Origin of the sequence: Succinivibrio dextrinosolvens DSM 3072, assembly GCF_900167015.1 — a bacterium.
Taxonomy (GTDB): Bacteria; Pseudomonadota; Gammaproteobacteria; order Enterobacterales; family Succinivibrionaceae; genus Succinivibrio; species Succinivibrio dextrinosolvens.
Genome location: NZ_FUXX01000052.1, coordinates 1 through 16,214 on the forward strand (window position 1 = coordinate 1; position 16,214 = coordinate 16,214).

General features: G+C 39.3%; 17 protein-coding genes. 11 read left to right on the forward strand and 6 right to left on the reverse strand.

Annotated features, from left to right (window positions below):
• Positions 1-311: 311 nt before the first annotated feature.
• Complete coding sequence (gene ribA, locus B5D46_RS10565; protein ID WP_031492875.1) at positions 312-911, reverse strand: GTP cyclohydrolase II; 600 nt, start codon at positions 909-911, stop codon at positions 312-314.
• Between the two features lie 391 nt (positions 912-1,302).
• On the opposite strand from ribA, the gene cmk reads away from it, so the two are divergent.
• From cmk to B5D46_RS10580, 3 genes are all read left to right on the forward strand, one after another.
• Entirely contained in the window at positions 1,303-1,992 is a 690-nt protein-coding gene (gene cmk / locus B5D46_RS10570; RefSeq protein ID WP_037972642.1) for a (d)CMP kinase, read from the forward strand.
• A 94-nt stretch (positions 1,993-2,086) separates the two neighbouring features.
• A complete protein-coding gene (gene rpsA, locus B5D46_RS10575; RefSeq protein ID WP_078929429.1) occupies positions 2,087-3,754 on the forward strand; it encodes a 30S ribosomal protein S1 in 1,668 nt (555 codons plus the stop codon).
• A gap of 187 nt (positions 3,755-3,941) precedes the next feature.
• Positions 3,942-4,826 carry an aldose 1-epimerase family protein gene (locus tag B5D46_RS10580; protein WP_078929430.1) on the forward strand — a complete coding sequence of 295 codons (885 nt, stop codon included), beginning with the start codon at positions 3,942-3,944 and terminating at the stop codon, positions 4,824-4,826.
• 84 nt (positions 4,827-4,910) lie between these two features.
• On the opposite strand, the gene B5D46_RS10585 is transcribed toward B5D46_RS10580, so the two are convergent.
• Genes B5D46_RS10585 through B5D46_RS10600 form a run of 4 tightly spaced genes read right to left on the reverse strand, consistent with a single transcriptional unit; the run spans position 4,911 to position 8,573 of the window.
• Positions 4,911-5,711, reverse strand: a complete 801-nt coding sequence (locus tag B5D46_RS10585) for a MetQ/NlpA family ABC transporter substrate-binding protein (protein ID WP_078929431.1) — start codon at positions 5,709-5,711, stop codon at positions 4,911-4,913.
• A 20-nt stretch (positions 5,712-5,731) separates the two neighbouring features.
• Positions 5,732-6,406 carry a methionine ABC transporter permease gene (locus B5D46_RS10590; protein WP_078929432.1) on the reverse strand — a complete coding sequence of 225 codons (675 nt, stop codon included), beginning with the start codon at positions 6,404-6,406 and terminating at the stop codon, positions 5,732-5,734.
• Entirely contained in the window at positions 6,403-7,446 is a 1,044-nt protein-coding gene (locus B5D46_RS10595) for a methionine ABC transporter ATP-binding protein (protein WP_143675668.1), read from the reverse strand. Before B5D46_RS10595 ends, B5D46_RS10590 begins: the two co-directional genes overlap by 4 nt.
• Entirely contained in the window at positions 7,446-8,573 is a 1,128-nt protein-coding gene (locus B5D46_RS10600; protein WP_078929433.1) for an amidohydrolase, read from the reverse strand. The genes B5D46_RS10595 and B5D46_RS10600 overlap by 1 nt, the downstream gene beginning before the upstream one ends.
• 799 nt (positions 8,574-9,372) lie before the next feature.
• On the opposite strand from B5D46_RS10600, the gene B5D46_RS10605 reads away from it, so the two are divergent.
• The 4 genes from B5D46_RS10605 (at position 9,373) to pyrF (ending at position 11,937) form a co-directional block, all read left to right on the forward strand.
• On the forward strand, positions 9,373-9,657 hold the full coding sequence (locus tag B5D46_RS10605) for an HU family DNA-binding protein (RefSeq protein WP_031492121.1): 285 nt from the start codon (positions 9,373-9,375) through the stop codon (positions 9,655-9,657).
• Positions 9,658-9,783: 126 nt separating this feature from the next.
• A complete protein-coding gene (locus B5D46_RS10610; RefSeq protein ID WP_031492120.1) occupies positions 9,784-10,077 on the forward strand; it encodes a lipopolysaccharide assembly protein LapA domain-containing protein in 294 nt (97 codons plus the stop codon).
• A complete protein-coding gene (locus B5D46_RS10615; protein WP_078929434.1) occupies positions 10,078-11,241 on the forward strand; it encodes a tetratricopeptide repeat protein in 1,164 nt (387 codons plus the stop codon).
• Between the two features lie 3 nt (positions 11,242-11,244).
• Positions 11,245-11,937 (forward strand): orotidine-5'-phosphate decarboxylase, encoded by a 693-nt coding sequence (pyrF, locus tag B5D46_RS10620; RefSeq protein ID WP_078929435.1) that lies wholly within the window; start codon positions 11,245-11,247, stop codon positions 11,935-11,937.
• 8 nt (positions 11,938-11,945) lie between these two features.
• Here pyrF and B5D46_RS10625 read toward each other — a convergent pair whose 3' ends face one another.
• Positions 11,946-12,356, reverse strand: a complete 411-nt coding sequence (locus B5D46_RS10625) for an H-NS family histone-like protein (protein ID WP_078929436.1) — start codon at positions 12,354-12,356, stop codon at positions 11,946-11,948.
• A 209-nt stretch (positions 12,357-12,565) separates the two neighbouring features.
• On the opposite strand from B5D46_RS10625, the gene sixA reads away from it, so the two are divergent.
• The 4 genes from sixA (at position 12,566) to aroC (ending at position 15,818) form a co-directional block, all read left to right on the forward strand.
• Positions 12,566-13,030, forward strand: coding sequence for a phosphohistidine phosphatase SixA (gene sixA / locus B5D46_RS10630; RefSeq protein WP_051639506.1), 465 nt, complete (start codon positions 12,566-12,568; stop codon positions 13,028-13,030).
• 253 nt (positions 13,031-13,283) lie between these two features.
• Positions 13,284-13,502 (forward strand): DUF1107 family protein, encoded by a 219-nt coding sequence (locus tag B5D46_RS10635; RefSeq protein WP_200805054.1) that lies wholly within the window; start codon positions 13,284-13,286, stop codon positions 13,500-13,502.
• Positions 13,503-13,711: 209 nt separating this feature from the next.
• Positions 13,712-14,731 carry a 50S ribosomal protein L3 N(5)-glutamine methyltransferase gene (gene prmB / locus B5D46_RS10640; protein WP_078929438.1) on the forward strand — a complete coding sequence of 340 codons (1,020 nt, stop codon included), beginning with the start codon at positions 13,712-13,714 and terminating at the stop codon, positions 14,729-14,731.
• Positions 14,721-15,818 carry a chorismate synthase gene (gene aroC / locus B5D46_RS10645; RefSeq protein ID WP_078929439.1) on the forward strand — a complete coding sequence of 366 codons (1,098 nt, stop codon included), beginning with the start codon at positions 14,721-14,723 and terminating at the stop codon, positions 15,816-15,818. The genes prmB and aroC overlap by 11 nt, the downstream gene beginning before the upstream one ends.
• The last annotated feature ends 396 nt before the right edge of the window (positions 15,819-16,214 follow it).

Consider the following 16,214-nt stretch of genomic DNA (forward strand, 5'->3'; position numbering starts at 1 on the left):
AGATATCAAGTTTATCAACAATTGTACTTACAAGTCTGACGGGATCTGAAGGGGAGATAAAATCACCAATACAAGGAGGAAGTAAGGCTAAATCATCTTGAATATAGGGTTTGAAAAGATCTTCTTTATCCATAACTATATTACCAATAATATAACTCTTTATATTATTAAGTATAGTATATTAACTTTGTATATCAAGGAAATAGATAAAGTTTCAATATAAAAATATTATCAATAATGTTAATAAAACCACAAAATTTAGGTAAAAATAGAGGGCGACCTTTTTAGTCACCCTCTTATTATATAGACCGTTAATCCTGATGATGAAGCAGATGTCCCATTCTCTGCTCTTTGGTATCAAGGTAGAATTCGTTGTATTCATTTCTGCCGTATTCGATTGGCTTTCTGTCTACAACTGTTATTCCGTGCTGTTCGATATCATGAATTTTTGCTGGATTGTTGGTCATAAGAATAACCTTATCAAATCCCATATTCTTCATAATCTGTGAACAGGCCTCGTACTTTCTGGCATCAGCAGGGAAGCCTAGACGAACATTTGCATCCACGGTATCAACACCCTGATCCTGAAGCTGATAGGCTCTGATCTTGTTGAAAAGACCGATACCTCTGCCTTCCTGACGCATATAAAGAAGAGCACCTCGGCCTTCCTTTTCAATTGCTCTTAAGGCAGCTTCAAGCTGGAAACCGCAGTCACATCTTAATGAACCGAAAGCATCTCCTGTCAGACATTCAGAATGTATTCTGCACAGTACAGGTTCGCCGGTTCTCAGATCACCCTTGAAAATAACTGCGTGATCTAGAAAATCATCTTCTTTGAAAACGACAATATTAAACTGACCGAATTTAGATGGGAGTTTTCCTACTGGTCCCTGAACAAGTTTTGTAGTCAACGTTATTCCTATAGAATTTCAAATATATAAGGCTGTATTTTCAGCCTTTTCTTTTTGGTAATCTTCAATGCAGTGCAGTATAACATCTTTATGCTCTGATATCACCATTACAAAGTAACATTAAATATCACTTTGGACATGTTCGTGCTTAATTTACCCATACACTAATAACAGATTTTGTCTTTTGACTTAAACAAAACCTTTAAACACTTGTTTTTCTAGTAGTTAGTGCTAGTAAAACAAAGAATTTAATGCTAAATTAGCACCCGGTATTTGTTCAGATACCTAAAAAGGTACTTTTTTTATCGAAAAATGCTAAAAAAAGCTTTTTTATATGGTATTTGCAAAAGTTTAATGTATAATACAGACCTTAGATTTAAGGATGATCTCAATGTCAGATGCAATTGTAATTACTGTTGATGGCCCTGGTGGCGCAGGCAAGGGGGAGTTAACCCGTCGTCTTGCTGAGGCTTTGGATTTTGATCTACTTGATTCCGGCGCTATCTACAGAGTTCTAGGTTATGCTGTTCGCAAGGCTGGTCTTGCTCTATTTGATGAGGAGTCAGTTGTTCAGGAAGCCAAGCTATTAAATCTGTCATTTGAATGTATGGATGACGGTGTCCACGTTCTTTTAGGTGGTGAAGATGTTTCATTAGCTATCAGAACTGAAGAGGCAGGCAATAATGCCAGCAAGGTTGCTGCTTATCCATCCGTAAGACAGGCACTGCTTGATCGTCAGCGTCAGTTCTTAAAGGAACCTGGTCTTGTTGCTGATGGTAGAGATATGGGTACCGTTGTGTTCCCTAAGGCTCAGGTAAAGATTTTCCTTGATGCAAGTGCTGAAGTAAGAGCAAAGCGCAGATGTCTGCAGCTTGAGTCTAAAGGTAAGACTGCTGATTTTGACACTGTTCTTGCAGAGATTAAAGAGAGAGACGACAGAGACAGAAATCGTCCTGTTGCACCTCTGAAGCCTGCTGATGATGCACTGATTATTGATTCTTCAGATATGAATATCGAAGAAGTTTTCAGAACTGCAGCAGAGTACATAATGTCAAAGACTGCACTAAAGTTTGACATTTAATTAAAGATTTTTTTTGTTGTGCTGTCATGGATGACGGCATATTTTTTACAACCCCCTAAAGCATGATGCTTCGGGGCTTTATTGGGAAACCTTAATGGAATCATTTGCACAACTTTTCGAAGAGTCATTACAGAATGTTGAAACACGTCCTGGTTCAATGATCAAGGCTACTGTAGTAGCAATTAACAACGGCTTCGTAATCGTAGACGCTGGTCTAAAGTCAGAGTCTGCTATTCCTGAGGAGCAGTTCTACAATGCTCAGGGTGAAATCGAAGTTCAGGTTGGCGACGAAGTAGACGTAGCTTTAGAGTCAGTAGAATCAGGTGACGGTGAGACTCAGGTATCTCGCGAAAAGGCAAAGCGTAACGAAGCTTGGATCAAGCTTGAAGACGCATTTAACAAGAACGAGACTGTTATCGGTGTTATTGATGGTAAGGTTAAGGGTGGCTTCACCGTTCAGTTAGGTGGCATCCGTGCTTTCTTACCAGGCTCATTAGTAGATGTACGTCCAGTACGTGATACTTCACACATCGAAGGCAAAGAGCAGCAGTTCAAGGTTATCAAGTTAGACCAGAAGCGCAACAACGTTGTTGTTTCACGTCGTGCTGTTATCGAGACTGAGAATTCAGCAGATCGTGAGAGCGTACTTGCAAATCTAGCTGAGGGTCAGACTGTAACCGGTATCGTTAAGAATTTAACTGACTACGGTGCATTCGTAGACTTAGGTGGTGTTGACGGCTTACTACACATCACTGACATGGCATGGAAGCGTGTAAAGCACCCTTCAGAGATTGTTCAGGTTGGTGAAGAAGTTACTGTTAAGGTACTTAAGTTCGACCGCGATCGTTCACGTGTATCTCTAGGCTTAAAGCAGCTTGGTGAAGATCCATGGGCAAACATCGCAGCTCGCTTCCCAGTTGACTCAATGATCGAAGGCAAGGTAACCAACCTAACTGATTACGGCTGCTTCGTTGAGATCGCTGATGGCGTTGAAGGCTTAGTTCACGTTTCAGAGATGGATTGGACCAACAAGAATACTCACCCATCTAAGATTGTATCAGTAGGTGATAAGGTTCAGGTTAAGGTTCTAGAGCTAGATGAAGAGCGTCGTCGCATTTCATTAGGCTTAAAGCAGTGCAAGCCAAATCCATGGGTAGAGTTTGCTGAGTCTCACTCAAAGGGTGAGAAGGTAACCGGTAAGATCAAGTCAATCACTGACTTCGGTATTTTCATCGGTTTAGATGGTGGTATCGATGGTCTAGTTCACCTATCTGACATCTCATGGCAGCAGTCAGGTGAAGAAGCTGTTCGCAACTTCAAGAAGGGTGACGAGATTACCGCTATTGTTCTACAGGTTGATCCAGAGAGAGAGCGTATTTCTCTAGGTCTAAAGCAGATCTCTGAGGATCCATTTGCAGATTACGTTTCAGCTCACCGTAAGGGTGCTATTGTATCAGGCAAGGTTATTGCTGTTGATGCACGTGGCGTTACCCTAGAGTTAGCTGATGGCATCACTGGCTACATCAAGGCAGCTGACCTATCACGTGATCGTGTTGAGGATGCTACCACTGTTGCTAAGGAAGGCGATGTAATCGAGGCTAAGTTCGTAAGCGTTGATCGTAAGACCCGCCAGATTTCTCTATCAGTTCGTGCTAAGGACGAGGCTGAGGAGAAGGAAGCTTTAGAGTCTGTAAATCAGCAGGCTGCTGAGCCTACAACTACTGCTATGGCAGCTGCTTTCGCTGCTGCAAACAAGCAGTAATTATAGATTTGAGCACTGATTGATTTCGTGCTCTTATTTATACGACCCGTTATCGGATAAATCTGGTAACGGGTTTTGTTTTTTCTGTGCATCATAAATGCAAAGATCTATCGATTATCTATTAGTAATTCATTTTTTTCTGTAAATGATGCAAAATAATTCAGACAAATAAAATAAGGACTATCGTATGGAATATATTGAGAACGAATTTTTAAAAATCGGTGTTGATAAGTCAGGAGCACAGCTCTCTTCTGTATTTGATAAAAAGAATGGACGTGAGGTTCTATGGAATGCAGATAAAACATTCTGGGGACGTCATGCTCCTGTACTCTTTCCAATTGTTGGAAAGGTAAGAAACAACACCTACACCTATCAGGGAAAGCAGTATTCTTTAGGACAGCACGGCTTTGCTCGTGATATGGATTTTACTCTTGTTTCAAAGACTGATAACGAGATTGTATTTTCACTAAAGTCTAATTCTGAAACTTTTAAGGTCTATCCTTTTGATTTTGAACTGATTATTAAGCACAAGATTGAAGATAACAAGGTTAGAGTTTTCTGGAAGGTTGTAAATACTGGCTCTGATACAATGTATTTCTCAATTGGAGGCCATCCTGCATTCAATGTTCCTGCTTTAGGTACTTCTGATTCTAAAGAAGATTATTATCTTCATTTTGAAGGTAAATCAGCTGTATCCTATAAGCTTCTTGATCCTGCAGAAGGTACTGTTGATAACAGTTCTGTATATAAGCTTGCTACAGATAACGGTTATTACAGGATTAAAGAGAGCATGTTTGACAATGATGCTCTGATCTTTGATGAATACGAGGTAGATAAGGTATCTTTATGCTACAGCGACAAGACTCCTTACATTACTCTTGATGCAAAAGGTTTCCCTTCATTTGGAATCTGGTCTGCAACTAAGAAGAATGCTCCATTCATCTGTCTTGAGCCTTGGATCGGCAGAGCTGACGACAAGGGCTTTGATGGCAGTCTTGAGCAGAAATACAAAGAGCAGAAACTGGCTTCAGGTGCGATTTTTGAAGCGGATTATACAATAGCTGTATTCTAGTATCTGTTATTTTGGGACAGCCAGTCTAATTATCAGAATGAGCAGCAGTACCTTTAAAGATACTGCTGTTTTTTCTAGCAGATGCTACTTGTACTCAGGAACATACCACAATCCGGTATTGTTTTCCTTAATGTATTTTGCAAATTCCTCTGACTGATAGGCATCCTTGATATCCTTAGCCCAGACTGCATCCTTATTCTTTTCCTGAACAACCAGCTGAAGCAGCAGGTGTGGTGCAATATCTTCCTGTGCCAGAACAGACTCTGGTGGTACCTTAGCGTTATATACAACAGAACCAGTGATAACGACATAGGCAAAGTCTGAAGCCACTGCAGGAATATTCAGAGATTTCATCTCGACAAATTCAAGGTTGAATGGATTTTCAACAATATCCAGTTTTGTAACCTTTGATGGCTCAACTTTAGGATCTAGCTTAATCCAGCCAATCTTCTGAAGAATGTTATAGGCTCTTGCAGTGTTTGAGGCGTCATTTGGTACAGCGATGGTGTCTCCATCCTTTATCTCGGTTAAATCTTTTTTTGCTCCTGGATAAATACCTGCTGGTACTGTAGGAATAGGTGTCAGCGGTACAAGGTGCCCATCCTGAGTTTTATTGAAATTCTCAAGATATGCGGTGTGCTGCTCAACGTTGAAATCCACCTCACCTTCATTTAAAGCTAAATCTGCCTGAAGAAGATCTGATAGGTCAATCCCTTTGACAGTATAGCCCTGTTTCTCCAGAATTGGCTGAACACCTGAGATGAACAGCTCAGAGTATGGTCCCTGAGACTTACTGAAGGTCAGAGTGGAATGATCTTTATCAAAAGCAAAAGCAGATGATATCAGTGCTGAGGACAGCAGTGTAGCGATTACTAACTTTTTCATAATTAACTCCATAATATGTTTTATATACGTTTAGATTTCTTTGCAAAATAGTTTCCGATGGACTGAATAGCCTGTACGAAAATAATCAGAACTATCACAGTGAAAAGCATCAGAGGTGAATTCATTCTTTCATAGCCGTAGGTCAGGGCAAGATCTCCGATTCCGCCGGCACCGATAACACCTGCCATAGCAGTTGCGCCTAAAAGAGAAATGGCTCCGATGGTAATTGAAAGAATCAGCGAGCCTTTAGCCTCAGGCAGCCAGAAATAAAAGATAATCTGCAGGGTATTTGCCCCCATTGCCTTGGCCGCATCAATAATTCCTGATTTAACCTCTAAAAGCGAATTCTCAAAAAGTCTGGCAAGATATGGGCTGATAAAGGTAATCAGTGGCACCAGCGCAGCTGTAGTTCCAATTCTGGTTCCTACGATAGCTTTGGTTACCGGAAGAATGAACACCAGCAGAATCACAAAAGGAATAGAGCGCAGGCAGTTGATAACAGTACTGGTAATGGTAAACACCACCCGATTCTCTTTAAGTCCGTTCTTTTTTGTCAAAACCAGAATAAAGGCAAGAATAAAGCCGATTATTGAGCCCAAAAACAGTGACACAAAGACCATATAAAGGGTCTGATTGGCACAGAGAATAAGCTGATCTGAGGTAATGGAAAATGTTTTTACAAGAAGCTGGTTCATATACTGATCTCCTCATAGCTTATGTTCTTAGAACGGATATAGTCTGTAGCCTTTATGTAATCTTCCTCGCTGCCTGTAATCTGCAGAGTGATAATGGATAGTACAAGCCCCTGAATTTCGGTGACAGAAGCGAACATAACATTGGTATGTACGTTCAGACGGTTATTGATCTGCCAGATAACATCATCTGTAGCATTCTCAGCGTAGAAATAGATTCGGATAAGCTTGTAATAATCCTGATACTTATTAAGCTCATCCTTGATTTTCTGCGGAATTCTGCTTGGGATGATAGTCTGCACAAAGCTTTTGGCGATATCACTTTTTGGATTGGAGAACACATCAATAACTCTGCCGTGTTCTACCAGCTTTCCTCCATCAAGAATAGCCACCTTATTGCAGATCTTCTGAATCACACGAATGGTATGGGTAACGAAAATGATAGTTACCTTTAATTCCTGATTAACTCTCAGCAGCAGATCAAGAATTGACTCAGTGGTATTAGGATCAAGAGCGGAGGTAGCCTCATCACATAAAAGTACTGAAGGATTGGTGGCTAGGGCTCTGGCAATACCAACACGCTGTTTCTGTCCGCCGGAGAGTTCCTTAGGAAAGGCTTTAGCCTTATCCTCAAGGCCTACGAAACGCAGCAGCTCAGTTACACGTTCTGCAATCTCATGCTTTGGAGTATGTTTTAAAAACAGAGGTATAGCCACATTGTCAAATACACTCTTAGACTCAAGCAGATTGAAATCCTGGAAAATGATTCCAATATCCTTACGTACCAGGGAAAGCTGTTTCTGAGAGATGCTGTTAACATCAATTCCGTTAACAAAGACGTGTCCGGAGCTTGGAGTCTCAAGGACATTGATCATTCGCAGAAGGGTTGATTTTCCGGCGCCGGAGGAACCGATAAGGCCGTAGATGTCACCTTTTTCAATGGAAAAGGAGATATCATCCAGAGCTCTGGTAGTTACTCCGTTACGGGTATACTCTTTGGAAATATTTTCAAAGCGGATGATTGTATTATTACTGTTTTCCATTACTCTGCCTCCAGATAAGCCTTTGCAAGCTCTGCCACATATTTAGCTGCCGGGAATAGAGCTGATGGATCAACACTGAATTTTGGATTGTGATTTGGATAGGACTTGCCGGTTCCTACCAAAGTGAAGAAACCAGGAATTTTCTCCTGATACAGACTAAAATCCTCACCACCCAGGGATCGAGGCGCCTCCTCAACCTTAAAGCCGGTGGATAAAGCTGTCTTTTGGGCCAGTTCAAGCAGTTTGTAGTCATTAAAGGTAGCTGGAATCTCAACTGTCCATTTGATGCTTACCCTGATTCCGAAGGTTGCGGCTACACCTTTTGCGATTTCTTCAAAACGCTTTTTAGCTTTAGCTCTGCTATCCTTTGTATAAGTTCTGATGGTGCCTTCTAAAAAGGCTGTCTGAGGAATTACATTCCAGGTAGTACCAGCCTGAATATGAGTTATGGAAACCACGGCAGAATCTATAGGATCAATTTCTCTTGAAACAATACTCTGAACTGCTGTAATAAAATGAGATGCAATGAGGATAGTGTCCTGTCCTAGATTTGGATGGGCTGCATGAGTGCCACTGCCTTCAAAGTGAACTTCAAATTTCTCCACAGCTGCATGAGTTGGACCTCCGGTAAGTCCCAGAGTTCCGACCTCATAAAGAGGGCAGCTGTGAGCTCCGAAAATTGCCTGTACATCATCCAATGCTCCTGCATCAATGATTTTCTGGGCTCCACCAGGAGCTTCTTCAGCTGGCTGGAAAATAATCTTAACGCGACCTTTTAGCTTATCTTCCTGCTGTTTTAGTAAAAGTGCTGCGCCAAGAACAAGAGCTGCATGGCTGTCATGTCCGCAGGCATGCATTACACCTGGGGTTAAAGACTTGTAGGGAAGAGTTGTCTCCTCAGTGACAGGCAGGGCATCTATATCAGCACGGATGGCAACGGTTTTATCTCCAGAACCGATTTCACCGACTACACCGGTATCAAGCTCGTAAGGCAGAACCTTTATTCCATTGCTTTGAAGATCTTCCTTTAGTCTCTTTGTTGTTTCAATTTCCTTATAGGAAAGTTCTGGATGTGAGTGCAGATAATAGAATTCTTTTTCTATGTACTCTTTTATATCAAGATTCATTTTTTTCTCCCGCGATGAATCTTTAAAACTATTTAATCTTTGAGCGATTAAAGCCTGGCTCTTTACTCAGACAGAGTCATCTGTCGTTTTTATTATTTAATTAAGCGACAACACCAGATTCAGAAAAACTACTGACAGGCATTGCTAAGCAGTGACTATTTATATTAAATAAATCTTTTGATGAATTGAGTTTTCCTTAACAGGGAAAACAGAATATAGACATGGGCATATTCAGAATTACGCCATGATGGATTGTATGTTTTTTGAAAAATACTGAAGCTGTATTTTTTAACTGAGACATATTTCTTACCTTCAAAAATTTTCTATTTTTGATTTTATTTTTTTTAATAATTAACGATTTCTTCGTTATTTCGCTATGTGTATATTCTTTTACAAAACACGCATTATTTCAAATACTATTTTTCTATTTCAGGTTATAAAAAAATGCTATAACACATAAAAAAGCTTTTGGACTTTGAATAAGGAAATGGCTTTTATGAAAAGGCTTAAAAATAGCTGTTGAGAATGGACTGGAGCGGATTGTTGTTTAATATACTAACTATCTGATTTTTAATAAAAGTTTAGAAATTATCATTAGAATAAACTATAATTAACTTATTAAAATATAAACAATAATTTTTTTATTTTTTATTTTTCCTTAACTTAAAATTAGCTATACGTCAAAAAACAGCTAAAAATTTTCTCTTTTTTTTAAATTATTCTTTTAAATCATAGAGAAAAAAATAATACTTGCTATTATTAAAGAGTGAAGAATGATTGTGCGGGTTAGGAGAGTATTATGACACGTGCCGAACTAATTGAGGCTTTAGCTAAAAAATTTCCTTATCAGAATCCTATTACAGTAGATAATTCTGTACGCGAGATTTTTGAAATCATGATTGAAACCCTGTCAGCCGGTGACCGTATCGAGATCCGCGGCTTTGGTAGTTTTGAAGTTCGTATTCATGAGCCTCGTGTTGCACACAATCCTAAGACAGGTGAACAGGTTAATCTGAGCCGTCGTAGAGTGGTTCATTTCAAGCCTGGTGTCGAACTTAGAGAACGTGTAAATATTCTTAAATAACACTTCATTCATAATCATACTTAAGACTAGAGAAGCAACTAGTGCAGGAGCGCATCAGGTAAATGAAAAACATTTGCTTTGTTGCGCTTTATGTTATTATATTGATAAGAATTTTTGAGGATCGACATGATTAAGTTCTGGTTTTATTTTATTGTCTTTGTATTTCTGGCTGTTGTCGGCCTGGCAATTGGCAGTGCCAATGATGCAAAAGTCATGTTCGATTTCCTGTTTGTTCAAAAAGAGATTCCTGTAGCATCTGTTCTGGTTATAGGTGTTATTTTTGGATTTATTTTGGGCATCTATTCATGTCTGCTTCTTTGCCTCAAGCTCTGGTTCAGAGAGAAATCAGCCAAATCGGCTCTGAACAAGCTTAAAAAGGAAGTCGACAAGCTGAATGAGTCAAAAACTGAAAAAGAATAAATGTTTGAACTTCTATTTTTACTTCTTCCTGTCGCTGCTGTTTATGGCTATTACATGGGATATAACTCCTCAAGACAGAAACAGCAGAATATAAAAAACAAACAGAATTCCAATTATCTAAAGGGCTTTGATTATCTTCTCAATAATAAACAGGAAAAAGCTGTAGATAAGTTTATTGCCTTTCTAAACAGTAAAGATCCTTCTTTTGAATCATCCCTTGCCTTAGGTAATCTGTTCCGTCAGCGTGGCGAAGTTGATAAGGCAATTGCTCTTCATGAAAAAATGTCATCAGATGAGAGTATTGATGACTCAGAAAAAGAGACCGCCTTACTTGAATTAAGCCGAGATTTTATCAGTGCAGGACTTCTGGACAGAGCAGAGGATATTCTGGTTAAGACCGTTGATATTCCTAGATTACAGCACGAGTCTGCCATTCTGCTTTTAAGCGTGTATGAGAAGGAGCAGGATTACGCCAAGGCTATTGAGGTTGCAAACAGATATTCAACTTCTCTTGAGGGAAGACAGTCACGTCAGGTCAGCCAGTACTACTGTGAGCTTGCAAAGCAGCAGCTTTTAGACGGCAACAAGGATACCGCAGCTTCAACCTACCGCAAGGCTATTGAATGCTGCAACAAGAGTATCAGAGCAAGACTTGAGCTTGCTGAGATTCTTGTATCTCAGAACAATTTTCTAAAGGCAAGTCAGCTTATCAAAGAGGTAAGTATCATTGAGCCTAATTCAGGTGTTATCTGTCTTGATAAGCTAAAAAAATGCTTTCCTAACAGTGCAGATCCCAACTACCGTTTCGCTTTGGAGGATCTTGTTCACAGAACCAATTCTGCAGAGGCAATGGTTGAACTTGTAAAAACTGTTGAACAGCAGTCAGGTAAAGAGGATGCTGAGGCTCTGCTTTTATCCTTTATCAAGAACAAATCAAATTTAAAACTGTTTTCTGCTCTGCTTGAGCTACGCTCACATGGTACTGATGCAACAAGCAATGAGTCTATTATGCAGATTAAGAGCATTCTTGATGCTCAGATTGCTTTGAGCAACAGATATTCATGTCCTAACTGCGGATTTGAATCTAAGATCATGTTCTGGCAGTGTCCTTCATGCAGAAAATGGGAAAGCCTAAAACCTAAGATTGGATTGGATGGAGATTAAATAATGACTGAATCCAAGGTTATTGTTGCCTTAGATTATAACGATGAGAATAAAGCGCTTGAATTTGTTGACAAGGTTTCAGCTGATTTATGCAGATTAAAGGTTGGTAATGAGTTATTTACAACCGCAGGTCCAAAGTTTGTTGCAAAACTGGTTGATAAAGGCTTTAAGGTTTTTCTGGATTTAAAATATCACGATATTCCTAATACAGTAAGCAGAGCCTGTGAGGCAGCTGCTGATCTTGGGGTATGGCTTGTGGATATTCACACCTCAGGTGGTCCTGTAATGATGAGTGCTGCAGCTGAAGCCTTATCTAAATACAGAGAGAGACCTTATCTGATTGGTGTGACTGTTCTAACTTCAATGGATTCTGCTCAGTTAAACTCAATTGGTGTTTCTGCCGAGCCTAAGGAACAGGTTATCAGACTTGCTAAGCTTGCAAAGGAATCCGGTCTTGACGGTGTAGTATCATCAGCTCAGGAAGTATCCTTAATTAAATCTAATGTACCATCACCATTTATCTGTGTAACTCCAGGTATCAGACCTGCCGGTTCATCTGTTGGTGATCAGAAGAGAATTATGACACCTGCTGAGGCTGTAGCTGCTGGCTCTGACTATCTGGTGATTGGCAGACCTATTACTCAGGCTGCAGATCCGGTTAAAGCTCTGATTGATATCAACGCTTCAATTCTGTAAATTTAAATCTATGAGTCACTATCTTTAATCAGGTAGTGATTCTTATCTGTTATTCCGTCTCTCTGCATTACCTGCTGCATGGCTTTAGGAATTTTTCCCTGACCGGACCACAGGCATTCGTTGCCATCAAGATCATGGTACAGGTAGCGAGGTCTCATTTTATTCCTGTTCTCGCGTGAACCTGTCTTTTTGAGGGCCATGAGATCTTCAACAGTGAAGTTATGGTTATCCAGAGAATCCAGAACACCGTTTAAAAACTGAATTCTGGCTTTTTCAAGTTTTTCAGCCTGTTCTTCCTTATTTTTTACTTCAGCATAAAACTCGGTCAGTTTTGAAATGATAAATTGAATATCTTCTGATGAGGCCTCCTTAAAGAAAGCCTTTAAATTTCTGTAGTTTTTCAGATATTTAAAATCCATATTATCCTGCTGAACTCTCTTTTGTCTGTTGTAGAAGGGAATATTTTCAGAAGAAAAATCTTAACTATTTATATTTTAACTGAAAAAATTTTAATTTCTTAGACAGAAATTTGAAAAATAACAATTTTTACGTTGTAAAATAAATCAGTAATATACTTTTTACTTGCATAATATACATTAACTGCTGATTTGATTTCCTGGTGTGCCTTATGAAAATTATAGTAATACGACATGGCGATGCCATATACGAGAATGCTGACAGAGTTTTATCTTCTCAGGGTGAAGAGGAGGTTGGTCTTGTTGGCGCAAAACTTAAAGAATTCTTCAATGCCACCAAGATCTACAGTTCTCCTAAAACCAGAGCCATGCAGACTGCTTCAATAGTAGCTGACAGCTTAGGCTTTAAGGACAAGATTGAATACATCCCTGATCTTACCCCTGCAGGTAATGCTCATAATGTGATTTCCTTTATAGATGTAAACTGTGATATGTACGATAACGTTATACTGGTTTCTCATCTTCCTCTAGTTGAAATACTTTCCTATGATCTGAATCAAAAAATCACAATTCCACCTCAATTTGGCACTGGATGTGCTCTGGTAATGGATTATAATGGCGTCCGGGCTAAATACGAGAGATTTGTTTCGCCTTATGAAAAAGATTATTTATTCTAGGTGCGTCAAATTTCTTGCTCACAATTTTGCAATTTAACTTGTAAGTTATGTCTCATTATTTGAAACATGATTTCATACAATTTAACAAGTCACAAAAATTACAAAATCTTGTTATTAAATAAATAATTGATGTGTTTTTCACAGCAAATCCTATAACTTTAAACTAAGATCTAAGTTGTAGGATTTAATTTAAATGTGAAATTTTTTTATATTTGCTTTTTTTGAAAGATATCAACATAAGGTTATATTACTGATGAGAGTTTTTAAGAAGTATATTCCTAAACAAATCGCTAAATACGTAGTTTCTTTTTTTAAAGGTCAGTTTGTCCTTGAAGGTAGTGGGGTATTTGAGTTTGATTGTGGCAGAGTTCTGGCTACAGTAAAAATGGATACAAAATCTCTGAAGATATGTAAGGAAATAAACGAGTGTGCAGGGGAGCTTGCATATCGTTTAGATGTTGTTCATTATTAAAAAGTTTCTATAAAAAAGTCATCAGCTTAAGGTGATGTAAGGAAAGATGCCCTCAAAATTTTGAGGGTATTTTTTTTTGCGTCTTTTTCTTTTTTTTTGCACAAGTTACGGGCAATTGTGTAAAAAAAACTCTTTAAAAACACTATGTTTCTGATGTGTTATAATTAGTCCTGTATACACCTTATTTTCAATCTATTTTAAATACATATATGTCGAAACTTCAGAATAATCAAGAAATTGCAATCATTCATTCATTATTGGACGAGCTGCCTAGTGCAGAACAGATTACATCATCAATCAACAATGAGCTGACTACTGTTCAGGATGTAGTAAGATACCTGGTTTCCTGTTTTGCCAGCTACTCAATCTATGTTGGACACGGAACAGCAAATTACTGGGACGAAGCAATTGAAATCGTTCAGGCTGTAATGCATCTTCAGCCTCCTTGTGATGAGTCAACACTTAATTCAAAGCTTACCAAGAGTGAAAGAGAGCTTATCGGTAAGATTGCCTGTCAGCGAATTTTAAATCGTATCCCAACTCCTTATCTGACTCATCGAGCATTCTTCTGTGGAAAGGAATTCTACGTTGATGACAGAGTGATTATTCCAAGATCTCCTATTGCAGAGCTTATTGAATCTGGTTTTGACCCATATGTTGACAGCCAGCCACAGCGTGTTTTAGATATGTGTACCGGTTCAGCCTGTATTGCAATTGCAATTGCTCTTCATTTTGACCGTGATGTAGAGGTTGATGCAGTTGATATTTCTGATGAAGCTTTAGAGGTGGCCAATATCAATATTGAAGGCTACGGACTTGAAGACTGTGTATTCCCTATAAAGTCAGACCTGTTTGAAAACCTTCCAGAAGGTGACAAATACGATGTAATTGTGGCAAATCCTCCATATGTTGACAGTTATGATCTTGCAACCATGCCGGATGAATTCCGCTGTGAACCGGATCTTGCCTTAGGCTCTGGTGATGATGGTCTTGACTGTGCCAAGAAGATTCTTGCAAAAGCCGGTGATTATCTGAATGATGACGGTATTCTGATTATGGAGGTTGGCAACTCAGAAGAGCAGCTTGTTGATCTCTTCCCAACAGTTCCATTCCATTTTGTTGATCTTAAACGTGGCGGCACTGGTGTGTTTATCCTTGGTGTTGAGCAGTTAAGAGCATATCATGATGTTTTCGAAAAGGCTGCTTTAGAGGTTTGTGATGCCCGCTAATACTTTCGGTGAGATTTTCAGAGTTACAACCTGTGGTGAAAGTCATGGTGTGGCTCTTGCTGCAATTATCGATGGTGTCCCTCCTTTAATTGAACTTGATGAAAGCGTTATTCAGCCTGATTTAGACAGAAGACGTCCTGGTTCAACCAGATACGGTACCCCAAGAAATGAGGCTGACAAAGTAAAGATTATCTCCGGTGTTTTTGAAGGAAAAACCACCGGTACATCTTTAGGTCTTCTAATTGAGAACACCTCTCAGCGTTCAGGCGATTATTCTGCGATTATGAATTCATTCCGTCCTGGTCACGCTGATTATACCTATCTGGCCAAGTACGGCATTAGAGATTATCGTGGCGGTGGCAGAGCATCAGCTCGTGAGACTGCCATGAGAGTTGCAGCAGGTGCTGTTGCAAAGCAGGTATTAAAGAAACTCTTCAATATTACTGTTGACGGATGTGTAACTCAGATTGGAAATATCAGTACCGATATCTACGATCCTAAAGCTGCTTTGGAGAATGAGTTCAATTTTGCTGACCCTTCAAAGATTGACGATTTAAAGGCTCTCTTTAAAGAACTGGCTACTGATGGTGATTCTGTCGGAGCCTGTGTGGAAGTAAGAGCTCACGGTGTTAAGGTTGGGCTTGGTGATCCTGTATTCAACAGACTTGATGCTCAGATCGCCTATGCAATGATGGGGATTAACGCTGTAAAAGGTGTTGAGATCGGTGATGGCTTTGATATGGCTAGAATGAAAGGCTCTGAAGCTCGTGATGAGCTGACACCAGAGAAATTCATGTCAAACCATAACGGCGGTATTCTTGGTGGAATCAGTTCCGGTCAGGAGATTATTGTGAAGATGGCTTTAAAGCCAACCTCAAGTATTCTTGTTCCTGGAAATACCATTGATAAAGAGGGCAATGTCACTTCAATTGTGACAAAGGGGCGTCATGATCCTTGTGTTGGAATCAGAGCTGTTCCTATTGCTGAGGCAATGCTTGCTATCACACTGCTGGATGCTGCTTTAAAGAATCGTGCCCAGTGTGCAGATGTTCCTCATGCAGCCTTCGAAATACCTTGTGAGATGTAATCTCCAATTCCATACTTTACGATTAAACCGGTTTATAACCGGTTTTTTTTATCTTTCATATAATGCGTGCTGCCATCCTCTCGTTAAAAAATGTGTTGGCGTCTGCATTAGTTAGAAAAAAGAGGGTGACTAAAAAGGTCGCCCTCTATTTTTACCTAAATTTTGTGGTTTTATTAACATTATTGATAATATTTTTATATTAAAACTTTATCTATTTCCTTGATATACAAAGTTAATATACTATACTTAATAATATAAAGAGTTATATTATTGGTAATATCGTTATGGATAAAGAAGATCTTTTCAAACCCTATATTCAAGATGATTTAGCCTTACTTCCTCCTTGTATTGGTGATTTTATCTCCCCTTCAGATCCCGTCAGACTCGTAAGTACAA